The following is a 17015-nucleotide window of genomic DNA, read 5'->3' on the forward strand; positions in this document are numbered from 1 at the left end:
TATCAGAGTGTAAGCGATGATTACAACAGCAGTTAGTCCTTATCTTCAGGGGAATTTCTCTCCTGTACAAGCGGAAATTACGGTCAATGACCTACCAGTGATAGGTGAACTACCAGCCAATCTGTGCGGAAGATTTGTTCGCAATGGCCCTAATCCCCAGTTTTCTCCCCTAGATCGTTATAACTGGATTGATGGAGACGGAATGCTACATAGTATTGAAATTCTCAATAGTCAAGCATCTTACCGCAATCGCTATGTGCAGACACGGGGATTTAAGATAGAGCAAAGGACTGGTCGAGGAATTTGGAAAGGTTTGACTGAACCGCCACAGCTTAATAACCCTCATAATAACCTTTTTGGGCCTTTCAAGAATACTGCTAATACAGCCTTAATGTGGCACGCAGACCGTCTTTTGGCACTTTGGGAAGGAGGTGAGCCATACGAAATTGAGTTGCCTACACTCAAGACAGTCGGCCCATATACTTATCATGGTCAATTAAGTTCTCCATTCACCGCTCACCCGAAAGTTGATGCCATAACTGGGGAGATGATGTTCTTTGGTTACTCCCCTTTGCAGCCTCCTTATCTGCAATATAGCGTTGTTTCAGCCACTGGGAAAATCATAAAAACAGTTCCTATTGACTTACCAATAGGGGTGATGATGCACGACTTTGCTATCACTGAAAACTATACAGTTTTTATGGATTTGCCTCTAACGTTTAGGACAGAAAGGCTGCAACACAGGGAATCAGCTTATATGTTTGAAGCTAATTGTCCTAGTCGCTTCGGTATTCTGCCTCGTCATGGGGACAGCAGGAGTGTACATTGGTTTGAGGTTTCTACCTGCTACGTTTTACATACTCTCAATGCTTATGAAATCGGTGATGAAGTGATTCTGATTGCTTGTCGAGCAATGGATGCTAAAGTGCTGAACATACCTAACAAGACAAAACTGAATCATCATCAAGAAAATAGACCTATTTTGTATCGCTGGCGGTTAAATCTGCGTACAGGTGCAGTTCAGGAAGAAGCAATTGATAATTTGGCATCAGAATTTCCGAGTATTAATCAGCAATATTTGGGAAGACAAAACCGCTACGGCTACACAGCAAAAATGATCCCCACAGGGATACCTGATTTCACATTTGATGGACTGCTGAAGTATGACTTTACAAGTGGTGAATCTCAATTACACGAGTTTGGATTAGGTCGCTACGGTGGAGAAGCTGTATTTGTCCCCTGTCCTAATGGGGTTAAAGAAGATGATGGTTGGTTGTTGACCTTTGTTTATGACACAGCTAAAAAAAACTCTGAATTGATAGTAGTCAATGCTCAAAGCTTTACAGATGAACCTGTAGCTCGCATTCTTCTGCCACAGCGAGTTCCTTACGGTTTTCATGGAACTTGGATTTCAGATTAGTTTTAAGTCAAAATGTCTATTTTCAAGGAAGATATGGTGAAAAATGTATATGATGTTATCGTTGTTGGCGCAGGTACTGCGGGATTAACTGCGGCTAATTTACTAGCACGAAAGGGATTAGATGTACTGATAGTTGATCGAGGGCATAACCAAGTTCTCCAACTACCAGAAACTTTCTATGGAATTAGTCATGACCTACTAGTAAGGTTGAATATTGATAAAAAGATCCAGTTAGCTGTGGAAGCTCCTAAGCAAATTAGGTTAGTCTCAGCCAATGATAGTTTTAATTACCAAATTGAAATTGAGCCGAAAAGTTTTAAGGGTCATGATGAAGGGATGGGGCTTAACCGAAGCATCTTTGAGCAAGTTTTAATTGAAAATGCGGTGAGTTGTGGTGCAACTTATTTGCCAAACATCATAGTAAAAGATTTTGTGTTTACTAATGGCCAGATTACTGGTTTTAAAGGTTGCACACCTGATGGATATATTGAATATGCCGGGAAAGTTGTTATTGATGCCAGAGGTAAGTTGACACCATTAGCAAATCATTTAGGTACAAAGGTACAAGAGAAAACATCAAACGAGTATATCGCCGTTTTTTCCCATTTTGTTGGGCATAGCTTAACAAAGCTAATTCCTAATCATGGAATTTTAGTTATTACTTTAGATGCTGGCTATATCTTAGTCATGACTCTGCCAAATGAACGAGTCAGTGTCATGGTGGTTTTATTTGCAGAAAAAGCTAGAAGTAGTTCTCAGAATTGGGAAAATGTATTTCAGGAAACCATCGATTGTTGGCAGCCTTTGGCTAAGGCTATACAAGCATCGGAAAAAGTCACGCCGACGCAACCAGTGATGAATTATGACTGGGAATTTGAAAAATATTCTGGCAAAGGATTTTTGGTTGTTGGAGATGCCGTAGCATTTCTTGACCCATTCTCTTGCAATGGGGTAGCGATTGGGATGAATGGTGGAGAAATAGCAGCTGATTTTGTCCTTCAAGGTTTAGCTAAGGGCGATCGCCTGCGTGGATGGGAAAATTTATCTAGTTACGATCAGCAAATTCGTGAGCTGATCCATAAGTGGGAGCGTGTTTGGGGAATTGAAAAGCTGAGTTTATGCAGTATTGGCTTACTGAAACAAACTATTGGTTTGCTAGGACATCTCTCTTTTCTCAAGCTAGGCGCAATCAATGAAAAGCCAAAACACAATAGTCCTATTTTTGCTCTCAAAGCTTAAGTCACTACTCAGCACTTAGGACTCAGACTCAGAACTTTGTCAAATCAGGAAAATCAACATGATACAGGATGCTGTGCAAGCAAGATTAAATGAGGATAAAACCCTGCCGATCAATATTTGGGCAGAACGTGGAATTTCAGCAATTATTCCTAGTGTGCAGCAGCGAATGCAACAGATCCGTGGCACTTTGATTCAGGGTTTCCAAGCTGCGATCGCTAATGACCAACCAGAGGCAATTATAGCCAACTTGGATGAAATTGCAGATGAGTTGCGCGGATTTGCCTTCGAGGGGGTAGGGATGGGTCTAACTCAACGGGATCTTGTTGCACCTACCCAGCACAATCGAGTCGAGTCCTTCATTGCTGCTACAGGAACAGCTTATGAACACTTTATCTATGTAGGGGTGGGTTTAATGCTAGGTAAAACCCCCCTACCTCTAGAGCCGTACATATCACAACTTAATCCTGATAGAGTTTGGTTAGTAATTGATGGCTATGGCTTTCAACATGGTTTATCCCATTGGCAAAAATATCTTGATCAATTAGCCATACCTGAAAATCTTTCTGGCTATGCTGTCCGTGTTTTTGACCAAGGTATGGGTCGCAGCATTTGGTTTGTAGATGGTACTGATGCTACTCATATCTCAAAGACAATTGCCGCTTTCCCTCCATCAAGACAAGCAGACCTTTGGGGTGGTATTGGTTTTGTCTGCACCTATTCTGGTGGTGCGGAACGCGCTACTTTGGAAGCCTTGAAGATAGCCGCAGGAGCTTATCAGTTTGCTTTAATTCAAGGATCAGCTTTCGCTGCTAAGTCCCGTCAAAAAATTGGCAGCTATTCTGCACATACACAACTAGCTTGTGAGGTTCTATGGGGAATGGAGGCTGCTAAAGTAGCTGAAAATCCTCACACCCAAGTAACACCAGACCCAGAAGTTTGGCAGCATTACCGTTCGCATTTAGTTATGTAAATGACAAGAGAAAATACGAGAAAAATTCTATAGCTAATACCCAATTACTCAAAAAGGAGAATCAAAATGCAAGACGTATCCTGGCAGCTAAAAATAAATACCGTCATGACGCTGTTAAATGATATTTGGACAGCGCGTGGGGTGCGAACAAATGATGAAAAAATGCAGCAGCGATTTTTTCAAGTTACCAATGCAATGTGGCAAACTCACCAAGCATCTCTAGCCAGTGACGACCGCGAAGTGCTTGTAAATAAGTTAAATTCCATTGAAACTGAATTGTTTGGATTTGCCTTAGAGGGAATAGGTATAGGTCTTTCACAACAAGATTTAGTCGCACCCAGTCATCAAAATCGAGTGGAATCCTTTGTTGGAGATGCTAGTGCAGCTTATCAGGCAATGGTTTATTTGGGGGTAGGTTTAATGCTCGGTAAAGGACGGTTGCCGATTGAGAAGTATTTAAAAGCAAATGATCCGTTGAAAGTTTGGCCAGTAATCGATGGCTATGGCTTTCAACATGGGATGTTCCATTGGCAGGAGTTTCTTGATGCGACAGCTAACCCTCCTGAGCAATTTTCTGGATATACTCGCCATATTTTTGACCAAGGTTTGGGTCGTAGTATTTGGATGGTGAACTGTGCGGATGTGACTCACATATCCCAAACTATTGCAGCTTTCCCCACAACCAGACAGGCAGACCTTTGGGGTGGTGTTGGTTACGCCTGCGCCTCTATCGGTGGTGCAGAACGCTCAACCTTAGAAGCATTAGGAAGAGCCGCCGGTTCTTATCGATTTGCATTGGCTAGAGCAGCAGCTTGCGCCGCTAAATTCCGGCAATTATTGGGCAATGCCGCAGGATACACAACAATGGCTAGTCAAGTCTTGAGTGGGATGGCAAGTGCTACACCAGACGATATTATCAATCAAGCTCCAACGCAACTGCCAACTAATATTGCAGATATAGATCCTGAAATCTGGCAGTTTTACCGAGTGTATCTAGTAGTAGATGATTTGTCTGCTGTGGCCAAAGCTTCTTAATCATCTATTAATGAATCGTTTGCTCATTCCTAAGAATACAGCAGAAGACTATTGATAGCTGCAAATGACCTGGAGGAAAGCATGAATGTGAATATGGAAGATCAGTTTAGCCCAGGAGGCGTTGCTGCGATCGCCGACCTAGAATCCCGTGTCGAACATGGCTATGCTAACAACAATGGCGTAAAAATCCACTACGCTAGCCTCGGTGAAGGGCCACTCCTAGTAATGATCCACGGTTTTCCAGACTACTGGTATACCTGGCACTACCAAATGGAGTTTCTCGCCCCATACTACCAAGTTGTGGCTATAGATATGCGAGGCTACAACCTCAGCGACAAACCCAAAGGGGTGGAGAATTACGACATTCGCTTACTTTTAGAAGACGTACAGACTGTTATCCATCATTTGAGGAGAGAGAAAGCGATTATTGTGGGTCATGACTGGGGTGGTATGGTCGCTTGGCAATTTGCGATGCACATACCCGCGATGATCGAAAAGCTGATTATTCTCAACTTGCCTCATCCCAGGGGTTTGGCGCGGGAACTTGCCCACAATCCACAGCAACAGCAAAATAGTCAGTACGCCAGAGACTTTCAGCAGGAAGAAACCTATCTGAGCCTCACCCCGGAAATGCTTTGTAGTTTGGTGACAAAGCCAACGATGCAAGAAGCCGTGAAAGAGAAATATATCCAGGCTTTGCAACGGTCTGATATGCAGGCAATGTTGCATTACTACCAACGAAATTATCCCAGAGAACCTTATGCAGAAGACACTTCACCAGTGATCAAAGTGCAAGCACCTGTACTGATGATTCATGGTTTACAAGACCAATATCTTTTAGCTGGTGCGCTGAACAATACGTGGGAGTGGGTGGAAAATGACTTAACACTTGTGACTATCCCCACGGCTGGCCACTTTGTCCACCATGACAACCCTGATTTGGTGGCGCGGACGATCAAAAGTTGGCTATTGCGCTAACCATTCCGGTTCTTTGGTCAAATCTAAAGTTGAGATTCAGCACAAAATAACCCAAGAAGGAGAACAGAATGGAAACCCTAACGCTGTTGTCAGAAATGCACATTATGGTGTCTTCAAACAAGTCCTTTGAGGAATTTACAACAGCAATTGAAGCGATCGCTCAAAAAGATCAGATTGATTTGGCGGGTGTTGAAGAAATGGTCTTGGCCAGTCAGTCGTGGGAGGAGTTCCAGGAGAAACTGGAGTCAAAAATCGGCACTAGAAGCTTAATGACTTTTGCGATTATTGATCATGGTAGTCTGATGTCCCTAGCCTTTAAAGATACCAAGGCCAAGCTCTATGTGATTGGCAATCCCCTCATTGCCAGACAAATGTTAGAAGAAAATTTAGGGGTTGGGCTTTATGTTCCTTTGCGAATGTTGGTGTATGAAGACCAAGAGGGACGGACTCAGATCACTTACAATCAGCCGTCATTTGTTCTGGGACAATTCCAAAACCCAAAAATCCTAGCGATCGCACAAATGCTTGATCGAAAGCTGGAAGAAATCATCAGCACAGCAGAGGCTTTCTGAGGCTAACTCAAGGTATGAGCAAATCCACTTGTAGTAGCTGATCAATTTCAAAATTACTTTTTTCTGATAGATATAGGATGCTTATTTGATTTTTGAAAAAATTGCCAAGTTCAAGTATTTTCAAATTGCTAAATATCAAACTAGTTCCTATATTTTACAGATTTTATTCTGATAGTAATGCCCCTACATAAGCCATAAATTGATATGTTGAAAAAACTCTCCAAGTTTCTCAAAAGACCATTTCTATTTTTGACAACTACCACCGTTATTTTAACTGTGGGATTTACAGAACGGTCTGCTCAATCGGCTGTATTGGCTCTGAGTGATGAGAATTCAATTGCTGCTTTTGATACTTCTTCTAGTGACCCTGGCAATAGTGGTCTTATCTTTTGGACAGTTGATGATATAAATCATTTATTTCAGAGCCAATTTTGGTATCGTGTTGGCTCTACTAGTGGAGAAAATCCAATTAATAACCTCAATTTAATTGGACTGAATCAAACTCAACCAACTAGTAATATGCTCACAGCCAGCTATGCTGGTGCTGGCTTTGAAATCGAACTCAACTACCGTTTAAATGGGGGTAAGCCAGGTAGTGGTCACTCTAGCTTATTTGAGAATATCGAGATTAAAAATACTAGCTCTAATCCGTTAGACTTCCATTTGTTTAAGTATACTGATTTTGATCTAACTGATAACGGTCAGGAGGATTCAACAAAAATCGGTTATGGGATGGCTACACAGTTTGATAACTTTACCTTAGCTACAGAAGTGATTAAACCTTCGGCAAGCTACTACCAAGTAGCTCCTTTCCCTGATATTTTAAATGCCTTAACAGACAATCTTCCTACTACTCTGACAAATTTTCCTGGGACATTAACTGGCGAGAATAGTTACGCTTTCCAGTGGAGTTTTGACCTTGAACCAGAAACATTTTTTTCCATCACAAACTACACATCTATTAAACCAGTTCCCGAAGCCACAATTACCCTAGGATGGTTTATCGGTTCTGCTGCTCTAGGGTTATTTTGGCGGTTTCGCCGCGATCGCGTCTCTTGACACTCCGTTAACCTAACCAGGGAAGTCACCCCCATGCAGTTTTAGTCGTGAGTAAATTACGTGAAAGGCGCTATTAGTCCCACCGGATGCTAATAATAGAGGTTCTTCTATCAGTTCGTTAGCAACTGCTTCAGTTAGTTTCCGCCGCTAAAGGGTTTGATTAATTCTTTCGTAGTTTAATTGACTCCAAAATAATTTTTTGAGGGTGTCGATTTTTTTAAGATTTCGGAGTGAATCTAAGACTGACTGTTGTAGTTGTAAGGTGAACATAAGATGGAGGTAGATTTTTGGTATAAGTCTGCACGGCAAGGTGTGGCTACTATTGGAAGTAGCAGGAGGAGGTTTGATTAAACGCAGAGGTACGCTGAGGTTTACGCGGAGGTACGCGGAGGTTTAATTAGTGTGAGAAATTTTGATAAGTTTAATTTGAGGTGTTAGGCATTTATGGGTGATTGCTTAACAGTAAATAAGGGCAATTTATAGATGATTAATCTTTGAAAATTTTATGCTTAAAGTTAACTTTATATTTTTGATACTTGCCTCAGTAATGACACTGATTTAAAGGAAATTTTACACCTTGCACCAGTTTTTCATGCCTTACACACCTATACTTCTGGGCAACTTGTGGGCAGTTTTTCACGTCAACCAGTGAGCAATAAGCCTGGCACTGATCAAGAGTGTCGGTAAAATGTCACTATTGTTGAGTACCCTAGTTTAAGTTGCGATCGCCAGATAACCGATGATTGAAGTTGAACATCTCAGTAAAATTTACGGTTCTACCCCAGCTATTACTGATGTAACTTTTAATGTTGAACCGGGGGAAATTGTAGGGTTTCTGGGGCCGAATGGTGCGGGAAAAACTACAACGATGCGAATTTTGGCGGGTTATCTACCAGCTAGTAGTGGTACAGCTAAAATTGCTGGCTTTGATGTCCATGAAAGTTCTCTGGCTGTGCGTCAACGCATTGGCTATTTACCGGAAACGCCGCCGTTATATCCTGAGATGACGGTGGAGGGATTTCTGCATTTTGTCGCCCATATTAAAGGTATATCAGCAGGCGATCGCGCCGCCAAGGTGAAAGCAGCTATCAAACGCTGCAATTTACAAGAAAAAAGTCAGGTAATTATTCGCAAATTATCTAAAGGATATCGTCAACGGGTCGGTATTGCTCAGGCGATCGTTCATGATCCCCCAGCGATTATTTTAGATGAACCAACCGTGGGACTTGACCCGCGACAAATTATTGAGGTACGCAACTTAATTAAAAGCCTCGCCGGGACACACACAGTTATCCTGTCTACCCACATTCTCCCAGAGGTGAGTATGACCTGTAACCGCGTCACCATCATTAATCGCGGTCAGGTAGTTGCAACTAATACACCAGAAAATTTGATGACGCAGTTGACAGGCGGTGCAGGCTATGAAATAGAAATTGAAGGAGAAGCCGCCCTAGCCAAGCAGGTATTGCAAAACATCGCAGGTGTAAATTTGGTAGAGTCTGTACCTGTGAATGATCCTAGAGAAAACCGTGCTTACTTGCGGGTGCTTTCACAGGCGGGAAGTGAACCAGGAAAAGATATAGCTACAACTTTAGTCAGTTCTGGATTTAGTTTGCATGAAATGCGGCGTGTCAGTGCCACCCTTGAAGATGTATTCTTGCAACTAACCAGGGAAGAAAAAAACTTAGCCACAATTGGCAAATCACCAGCTAGTGAAGGAGAAACAGCGTAAATGGGTATAGTCCTGAGTAACATTATTGCCATTTATCGGCGAGAGTTACAGACTTATTTTGTCTCGCCTTTAGCTTATGCGATCGCTGGCGTGTTTTGGTTGATCGGCGGTTTATTTTTAGTGATGATTTTGCTGGGGCCGGATGGGATTTTACCAGCTGTCGCCTTTATCGATTTACAAGGACAACAATTAAACGTCCCAGTCCCGCCTATTGATGTCCCCTACGAATTTATTAAAGCCTTTTTAGACCGTATGGGTTGGCTGTTGTTATTTATTTTGCCAATTCTCTCAATGGGACTCTATGCTGAAGAACGCAAACGGGGAACTTTAGAACTCCTAGCCACCTCCCCCATTACCAACTGGGCTGTTGCTGTCGGTAAATTACTAGGCGTGGTGACATTTTTTACTACTTTGATTTTACCGTTAATGGTATTTGAAGCGATCGCCATTAGCAGTTCTAATCCCCCCCTATCACCTGTAATTCCCTTAGTGGGACACTTGGGTTTAATCTTATTAGCGTCGGCAATTCTATCTTTAGGAATGTTTATTTCGTCTTTAACCGACAGTACAATCCTCTCTGCTGTTTTCACTTTTGCTTTAGTTATATTGCTGTTATTTGTTGATTTAATCGCTAAAAGTATTGGTGGCCCCATAGGTGAAATTATGGGTCATTTTTCTTTGCTAAAACATTACAACACCCTCATTCAAGGCATCTTTGATAGCAGTGCCTTAATTTTATTTGGCAGTTACATCTTTTTAGGTATCTTCCTCACCGCACAGTCAATTGATGCACTGAGATTTCAGAGACAATAGGGGTTTAGGTGACAGGTGACAGGTGACAGATGACAGGGTAGTAGCAATTATCCCCAATGAATAATGACTAAATAAAATGACAACTATTAAACAAAAACAACTTTGGAAATATTTATTTTTACTGGGGCCGTTTTTCACTGTAGCGGGTTTGACGGCTGGGTTAGTGGCTGACAGTTGGGGAGTTGTTCCCCTAGTGCTGCTAATTACAGGAATTATTATTTGTGGATTGTGGGTAGCTTGGCAAAGTCAACGCAGTCAATGGTGGAAACGGCGTTCTACTCAAGCTGGTACTAACGCTTTGGTTGCAACTCTGGCGGTATTGTTAATCGTCGGATTAATTAACTTTTTAGCGACTCGCTACCAAGTGCGTACAGATTTAACAGATACGCAATTGTTTACTATTTCCCCCCAATCACAGGAATTAGTCCGTAACCTTAAGCAACCGATTAAGCTTTGGGTGTTTGATGTTAACCAAAATCCTCAAGACAGGGAACTGTTGGCAAATTATCGCCGCCAAAGTTCAAAATTTCAGTTTGAGTATGTTGATCCCCAAGGTAGACCGGGATTAGCAGAAAAATTTGGTGTGAAAGATTACGGGGAAGTATATCTAGAAGCTGGCGACAAGCGGCAATTAGTGCAGTCAGTTAATGTCAATGAACGCCTGTCAGAGATTAAGTTAACGAATAAACTGCAACAATTATATAGCGATCGCATTGCCAAAGTTTACTTCCTCCAAGGTCATGGCGAACATCCCATTACCACTGGTGAAGGGGGAATGTCACAAGCTATTCAAGGTTTAAGCGATAAAAATTACACTGCTTCACCATTAAGTCTCACAGACAATCCCAAAGTTCCTGATGATGCTGATGTTGTCGTTGTGGCTGGCCCCAAACGCGAACTATTTGATGCTGAGGTCAAAGCTTTACAAGCTTATCTCAATGGTGGTGGCAACGTGTTACTCATGGTTGACCCCAATACCAACCCCAACCTCAACAGTTTGCTACAAGAGTGGGGCGTGCGTCTAGATGATCGTTTGGCGGTGGATGTCTCCGGTGCTGGTGTAGGACTTGGCCCTGCTGCACCTATCGTTAGAGATTACGGACAACACCCCATTACTCAAGATTTTCGCGACGGTATTTCTTTTTATCGTCTAGCTAGACCTCTGGAAATTACCCCAGTCGCTGGTGTGCAGTCTACTCCTCTACTACAAACTAAACCCTATCCCGATAGCTGGGCAGAAAGCGACCTCCAAAGTGAAAAATTAGAGTTTAACCCTGACAAAGACCTCAAAGGCCCTCTAACCTTAGGTGTGGCTTTAAGCAAAACAATACCAGCTAAACCCACAGCCATAACTGCACCAACTACTTCACCCACACCACAGACTCAGGCTAGTCCTACTACTTCCCCGACTACATTACCCACACCCCAAAATCAAGCTAGTCCTACTACTTCACCCACACCCCAAAATCAGGCTAGTCCTACTCCTTCCCCGACTACATTACCCACACCACAGACTCAGGCTAGTCCTACGGAAGCTCCTCAAGCTGAACAGCCGTCTGAAAAACCTGCTACTGAGTCAAGGTTAGTAGTGATAGGGAACTCAGATTTTGTCACAGATAGGATATTCCAACAGCAACTTAATGGTGATGTATTCCTCAACTCAGTCACCTGGCTAAGTCAGCAAGATCAACAACCCCTTTCGATACGTCCCAAAGAACCGAAAAATCGCCGTATCACCATGTCAGCCGCCCAAGCCAACTTTCTCACCTTGTCTTCTGTGATAGTTTTACCCTTAATTGGCTTTATCACCGCCGTTGCTATTTGGTGGAAACGGCGATGAGTATGGGGACTATTGACTGTTGACTATTGACTATTGACTATGAAATTACCAAAAACAACTTTGATTTTAGTTTTACTCGCACTGGGGTTGGGAGGATTCGTTTATTTCTACGAAATTCGAGGTGCAACTCAGCGTGAAGAAGCTAAGGTGAATCAGCAGCAAATTTTCTCTTTTGCTGAAGAGGATGTGCAGGCTTTGACGATAAAGACTGCAAAACTTACCCTGAATTTGGAACGCAACCCTGAACCTAACCCTAAGTGGTTGCTCAAGTCTCCTGTGTCAGAGCCAGCCAATGATGCAATTGTTTCTTATTTAATGGATTTATTGGTTAAGGGGAAGAGCGTTAGCGCAGCTCCACCAAAGGTGGCTCGCAGTTTATCAATTCCAGCTAATCAAGCGGGAGATTTTGGTTTAAATCAACCCCAAGCCACTATCAATATTAAACTGAAGAATCAAAAAACTCATCAGATAGTTTTAGGCAAAGCCGACTTTAACCGTCGTTTCCTCTATGCCCAAGTTGACCCAAATACCCAACCAAATGGCAATATTAATGTGCTGTTGGTATCTACCGATTTTGAAAATGCGATAAATCGAGAATTATCTGAATGGAAACAACCTACAAATCAGGTTGAGCAAACGCCTACACCAAGCACCCCTGAACCGACTCCAACCAATAGCCAATAATATCACAGTAGAACCTAAATACGCGCAACAAAAATCAAAACTTTGCGCTTGCTTCCTTATGCTTGCAATGACGAAAATACGTTATTGTTGCGTAGTTCGTGTATAGGCGAGGTTGGTAATGATATATTATCTTTTTAATTTTCTATTTTTATGACTGAACCAACTGCAACCTTACTAATTTCTTGTCCAGATCAACGGGGACTAGTGGCAAAAATTGCCAATTTTATCTATTCTAATGGCGGTAATATTATTCACGCCGATCAACATACAGACTTTGCGGCTGGGTTATTTCTCTCCCGGATTGAATGGCAGTTAAGGGGCTTCAATTTGCCGCGAGAATTAATTGGGCCTGCATTTAATGCGATCGCCCAACCTTTAGGTGCTAAATGGGAACTCCACTTTTCTGATACAATCCCCCATATTGCCATTTGGGTAAGTCGCCAAGACCATTGTCTTTATGATTTGATTTGGCGACAACGCGCTCAAGAAATGTCAGCAGACATCTCCTTAATTATTAGTAATCATGCTAATTTAAAACCAATCGCCGACCAATTTAGTATCGACTTCCATCACATTCCTATTAATAAAGACAATAAACCAGAACAAGAAGCTAAACAACTACAATTACTCCAAGAATACAAAATTGATTTAGTTGTTTTAGCTAAATATATGCAAATTGTTACTCCTGATTTTATTGCTAAATTCCCTCAAATTATTAATATACATCACTCATTCTTACCTGCGTTTGTGGGTGCTAATCCCTATCATCGAGCCTTTGAACGGGGCGTTAAAGTCATTGGTGCGACGGCTCATTACGCCACTGCTGAATTAGATGCGGGGCCAATTATTGAGCAGGATGTAGTCAGAGTTAGCCACCGCGATGAAGTTGAAGATTTAATTAGAAAGGGCAAAGATTTAGAACGCATGGTGTTAGCTAGAGCAGTACGTTTACATTTACAAAATCGAGTTTTAGTCTACGGTAATCGCACTGTGGTATTTGAGTAAATAACTTTTTTTACCCATATTTCGCAGGTATATTTTAAATGTTATTTAAGTTTAAAACCATCATGGGGCAGGGCTTTCAGGATAAATTAAATTAACTTAAACTATCCTCTAAATAGCCCGCCATCATTCGTTTCATGTCAGCAATCATACCATCAACATTTCCACCATCTTTCTCAATGTCTTTTTCCTGCTGTATGAGATAACTCATACCTTTATAGAGGGCTTTCAATATCCGCGCAATCTGCCAACTCTGGATGGGGTTCAGTTCCGGACAAACCCGTAGGAGTAAATCGTAGATGGTTGCCAGTATCTCCTGATCGACCTGTTGAGCGGCTTCAGCCATAGTTCCTCCCCCTTCCTGCCCAGCATTTAGATGTCTAAAGGCAGGATGTTTGCGCTCAAAGGCAATCATCGGGTCAATCACTCGATCAACTATCGTGGCAAAATCTAGACCGGACACATCCTGTTGTAGCGAGGTCAACGTATTGCTGCCCAATTGCTGCATATATCGCTCCCCCAACGCTGTGAGGATTGCTTCCTTGTTAGAAAAATACTGGTACACTGAGCCAACTGAAATACCAGATCGCTCGGCTAAAACATTGGTGTTGATAGCTTCTGCCCCTCCTGCCGCCAGCAAATCGGCGGCAGTGTCCAGGATTAAATCACGCCGTCGTTGACCACGCTCTCCTGATGGACTACGGCGGGTTTTTTGTAATGTTGGATTACCATCCTCTGAAACGGTTGACTTCACTATTTTATTCTCTGGCGATTGACGATGTGAGCTTTTACTCATATACTTCCAAATGTAGGTGTGAGTAATAGCTCACATTAACAAAGTTCGGACTAAATCTACAAGGAACACGCTCACCAGGGGATAACAATCATGAGTGGCAAAACAGCTTTTGTGACTGGAGCGACAGGTCTGCTGGGTAGTAATCTTTGCCAATTGCTAATCTCACAGGGATGGCAAGTGAAGGGACTGGTTCGGTCTATTGATAAGGCTAAACGCTTTATGGGAAGCAGTGGAGTTCAATTTGTTCAGGGTGATATTGAGAATGTGCCTGCCTTTGCTCAGGTGTTAAAGGGAGTAGATGTAGTATTTCACACGGCGGCTTTTTTTCGGGAGTATTACCAACCGGGTAGTCACTGGGAGAAGATGAAGCGCATCAATGTAGATGCCACAATGGAACTTTTGCAAGCGGCAGAAGTGCAAGGGGTGGCAAGAACGATTTTTACCTCATCCAGTGGAGTAATTCAGACCTACCCACATCAGGCTGCTACTGAAACCGCACCTTACAGCAAATTCGCCCAAAAGAACCTTTATTTCAAAACTAAGATTTTGGCAGAACAGGAAATTTATCGGTTTCTGGAGACTAGCCAAATGGATGTGGTGATGATTTTGCCCGGTTGGATGATGGGTCCTGGGGATGCCGCACCGACTTCTGCGGGGCAACTGGTGTTGGATCTATTGGCAGGTAAGCTGCCAGGGATAATTAATGGTGGTGCTTCATTGACTGATGTTCGCGATGTAGCGGCAGTTATGGTTACTGCTGCCGAACGAGGGAAAAGGGGTGAGCGTTACATCGTAGCGGGATCACTGAAAACAATGAAGGATATTGCTTTAGAACTAGAAGCGATTTCAGGGGTGAAAGCTCCGAAAATGGAAATTCCTGATTGGATTGCACTTTCTATCGCTTGGTTGTTGGAAACCTGGGCAGGTTTGACGGGTGGGGTCAACTCTATGCCACTGGCTGGTATCCAAACTTTATTGGAAAAAGCGAACTTAAGTTCAGCCAAAGCTGACCAAGAGTTGGGAGTAACCTTTCGCCCCTTCAGGGATACGTTGAAAGATACAGTGTTGTGGTATCAGTCTCAAGGCTATCTATAAAGACCTGTAGGCGATCGCTTTCTTACTGAGTAATATTCTGAAAGAGAAGATGCGATCGCCTATCAAAAAACTGTTTATACCATTTCTATCTCTAACTGATGGTTTTTTAAGAAATCATATGTGAAATGATCTACAACATTTGTATCGGCAAGTTCTAGATTATAAAAATCTACAAACTCATGATCAAAATATGGGCCTGCGTGCCAAGTGCCTTCATTTAACTTAATAAAACAATTACCCGGAATGCGGAAAGCAGCAATTTCTGCTAATACTGGTTCATGCAAATCATTATGGGGAGGACAAACTGCAATTAACCAATCTTTCCCTTCTAGAGAACCTAAACATTGTGTACATTGCACATGGCGAGTAATTTTATGAAACTTACGTCCTCGCTTTTGCAGTCGCATAATATAAAAACGCGGAGTGCCATTTTTTAAGTTGAGTTGAGCATCTTCTAAATCAAAAGCTTTCCCATCATCGCTAGGAAAAATTACTTGTCCATAAAGTTGAAAGTTTTCTGGTGTAATCCATTTCGCTTGTAATTGTTCTACTGTTTGTGACGTATTCATAAAATTCTCTGTATAAGGTGAAAGGCAGGAGACAGTTCGCGTAGCGTGTCGCAGACAAGGTAGGAAGAAAATATATTACTCAGCACTCACGACTCATCTCAATTTTAGTCGCCGTCAATTTGTCTTGTATGGTTAAGCTACCATTGCTACTCCTGTCTACCCAAAAGTTTAGCAAAGATTAAATTATTTATTTAATTTTGGAAAAAATAATTATCAAAATAATAAATCAGTAAATATATCATTTTTATTATCAAATTGTTTTGGTTAATATTGCTGCTATATAACAGGGTGGAGTTTTGTATCTTTATGGTGAGTATTCAAAATAAATTGATCATACAAAATAATCCTCGTCAAGAAATAGTGACTTCTATAATTATTAATATAATTGTCACACTATTTAGCATCGTCTTTGCTTATAATGGACTACCACAAAAGGTGATGCTTGCTTGTAATAGAATTGAACCTAATCAGATAAATTGTAATTTAAAGGAAATCAACTTATTCCTTAAATATGAGAGAGAAACATTTATCGATAGATTATCTGGAGTAATCATAGCACCATTGTCAGGAGAAGATATTTCTCATATAGAATATCGGGTAATATTGAAAAGTGGTGATGGTAATTTCACTTTTTTTGGCTATAGATCAGAGGATAAGGCTCAAGCAATAGCATCTGAAATCAATAATTTTATTATAAATAAAAAACAGTCAATTTCCCAGGTAGAAACGCAATCAGAATTAGCAATCATACCTTTAGCTATCGGACTGATATCATTCACTATCAGTCTTTCTTTATGGATATTGATAATATTAATTCCCTATTCTAGAAAATTAACTATTGATAAAACTAGCAATCGAATTATTATTAATCAAAAAGGCTTAGTGGTTAACAAAGTTATTGAACATCAAATTAATGAAATCATCGATGTTTTAAAGGAAGAAAAAATTGATAAAAGTGATGATAGTAAATTTGAATATTTTTTAATCTTGCCTAACAATAAACGTCTAACTTTATACTGGTACTACAGTAATACTTGGAATAGTGAACTAGAAATGGTAGAAAAAATTGCACAATTTTTAAATCTCAAGGTCGTACATCGTCAAGTGAAAATATAATACGCAACAGTTGAGGAGGTTGGTTTGTTGATGGGTGGTGGAAAGGTTAATTCGTGATTTTAACTGTGCTGGATGATTTAATCACGCAGAGACAC

16 protein-coding genes are annotated in these 17015 nt (G+C 41.5%); 14 read left to right on the plus strand and 2 right to left on the minus strand.

Going from position 1 to position 17015, the window contains the following annotated elements; genetic code table 11:
* Nucleotides 1-16 precede the first annotated feature (16 nt).
* From ACM0OR_RS06495 to purU, 12 genes are all read left to right on the plus strand, one after another.
* Nucleotides 17-1420, plus strand: coding sequence for a carotenoid oxygenase family protein (locus ACM0OR_RS06495; RefSeq protein WP_414575513.1), 1404 nt, complete (start codon nt 17-19; stop codon nt 1418-1420).
* 12 nt (nt 1421-1432) lie between these two features.
* Nucleotides 1433-2659 carry an NAD(P)/FAD-dependent oxidoreductase gene (locus ACM0OR_RS06500; protein WP_414575515.1) on the plus strand — a complete coding sequence of 409 codons (1227 nt, stop codon included), beginning with the start codon at nt 1433-1435 and terminating at the stop codon, nt 2657-2659.
* A 58-nt stretch (nt 2660-2717) separates the two neighbouring features.
* Complete coding sequence (locus tag ACM0OR_RS06505) at nt 2718-3629, plus strand: DUF1702 family protein (RefSeq protein WP_414575516.1); 912 nt, start codon at nt 2718-2720, stop codon at nt 3627-3629.
* Between the two features lie 66 nt (nt 3630-3695).
* Nucleotides 3696-4664: a DUF1702 family protein gene (locus tag ACM0OR_RS06510; protein ID WP_414575517.1), complete on the plus strand. Its 969-nt coding sequence runs from the start codon at nt 3696-3698 to the stop codon at nt 4662-4664.
* Between the two features lie 81 nt (nt 4665-4745).
* Entirely contained in the window at nt 4746-5642 is an 897-nt protein-coding gene (locus tag ACM0OR_RS06515; protein WP_414575518.1) for an alpha/beta fold hydrolase, read from the plus strand.
* Nucleotides 5643-5710: 68 nt separating this feature from the next.
* Entirely contained in the window at nt 5711-6214 is a 504-nt protein-coding gene (locus ACM0OR_RS06520; RefSeq protein WP_323264640.1) for a DUF302 domain-containing protein, read from the plus strand.
* Between the two features lie 204 nt (nt 6215-6418).
* Nucleotides 6419-7273: a hypothetical protein gene (locus tag ACM0OR_RS06525; RefSeq protein WP_414575519.1), complete on the plus strand. Its 855-nt coding sequence runs from the start codon at nt 6419-6421 to the stop codon at nt 7271-7273.
* Nucleotides 7274-8012: 739 nt separating this feature from the next.
* The gene (locus ACM0OR_RS06530) at nt 8013-9005 is read left to right on the plus strand and encodes an ABC transporter ATP-binding protein (RefSeq protein WP_414575520.1); all 993 of its coding nucleotides are present in this window, start codon (nt 8013-8015) and stop codon (nt 9003-9005) included.
* Nucleotides 9006-9818 (plus strand): ABC transporter permease, encoded by an 813-nt coding sequence (locus tag ACM0OR_RS06535; RefSeq protein WP_414575522.1) that lies wholly within the window; start codon nt 9006-9008, stop codon nt 9816-9818.
* Between the two features lie 76 nt (nt 9819-9894).
* Complete coding sequence (locus ACM0OR_RS06540; RefSeq protein WP_414575524.1) at nt 9895-11658, plus strand: GldG family protein; 1764 nt, start codon at nt 9895-9897, stop codon at nt 11656-11658.
* A gap of 39 nt (nt 11659-11697) precedes the next feature.
* Entirely contained in the window at nt 11698-12342 is a 645-nt protein-coding gene (locus tag ACM0OR_RS06545; protein ID WP_323266151.1) for a DUF4340 domain-containing protein, read from the plus strand.
* A 150-nt stretch (nt 12343-12492) separates the two neighbouring features.
* Complete coding sequence (purU, locus tag ACM0OR_RS06550) at nt 12493-13347, plus strand: formyltetrahydrofolate deformylase (RefSeq protein WP_414575526.1); 855 nt, start codon at nt 12493-12495, stop codon at nt 13345-13347.
* Between the two features lie 91 nt (nt 13348-13438).
* On the opposite strand, the gene ACM0OR_RS06555 is transcribed toward purU, so the two are convergent.
* Nucleotides 13439-14098 (minus strand): TetR/AcrR family transcriptional regulator, encoded by a 660-nt coding sequence (locus ACM0OR_RS06555; RefSeq protein WP_414575527.1) that lies wholly within the window; start codon nt 14096-14098, stop codon nt 13439-13441.
* A 132-nt stretch (nt 14099-14230) separates the two neighbouring features.
* Here ACM0OR_RS06555 and ACM0OR_RS06560 point away from each other — a divergent pair, with 132 nt between their 5' ends.
* Nucleotides 14231-15235, plus strand: coding sequence for an SDR family oxidoreductase (locus ACM0OR_RS06560; RefSeq protein ID WP_414575528.1), 1005 nt, complete (start codon nt 14231-14233; stop codon nt 15233-15235).
* Between the two features lie 74 nt (nt 15236-15309).
* Here the strand turns inward: ACM0OR_RS06560 and ACM0OR_RS06565 are convergent, their stop codons facing one another.
* Nucleotides 15310-15804, minus strand: a complete 495-nt coding sequence (locus ACM0OR_RS06565) for an ureidoglycolate lyase (RefSeq protein WP_190707816.1) — start codon at nt 15802-15804, stop codon at nt 15310-15312.
* A gap of 306 nt (nt 15805-16110) precedes the next feature.
* Between ACM0OR_RS06565 and ACM0OR_RS06570 the strand changes: the two genes are divergently transcribed.
* Complete coding sequence (locus tag ACM0OR_RS06570; RefSeq protein ID WP_414575529.1) at nt 16111-16920, plus strand: hypothetical protein; 810 nt, start codon at nt 16111-16113, stop codon at nt 16918-16920.
* Nucleotides 16921-17015: the final 95 nt, after the last annotated feature.

The sequence above is a fragment of the Anabaena sp. CCY 9402-a genome (genome assembly GCF_963920945.1).
GTDB classification, from domain to species: domain Bacteria; phylum Cyanobacteriota; class Cyanobacteriia; order Cyanobacteriales; family Nostocaceae; genus Trichormus; species Trichormus minutissimus.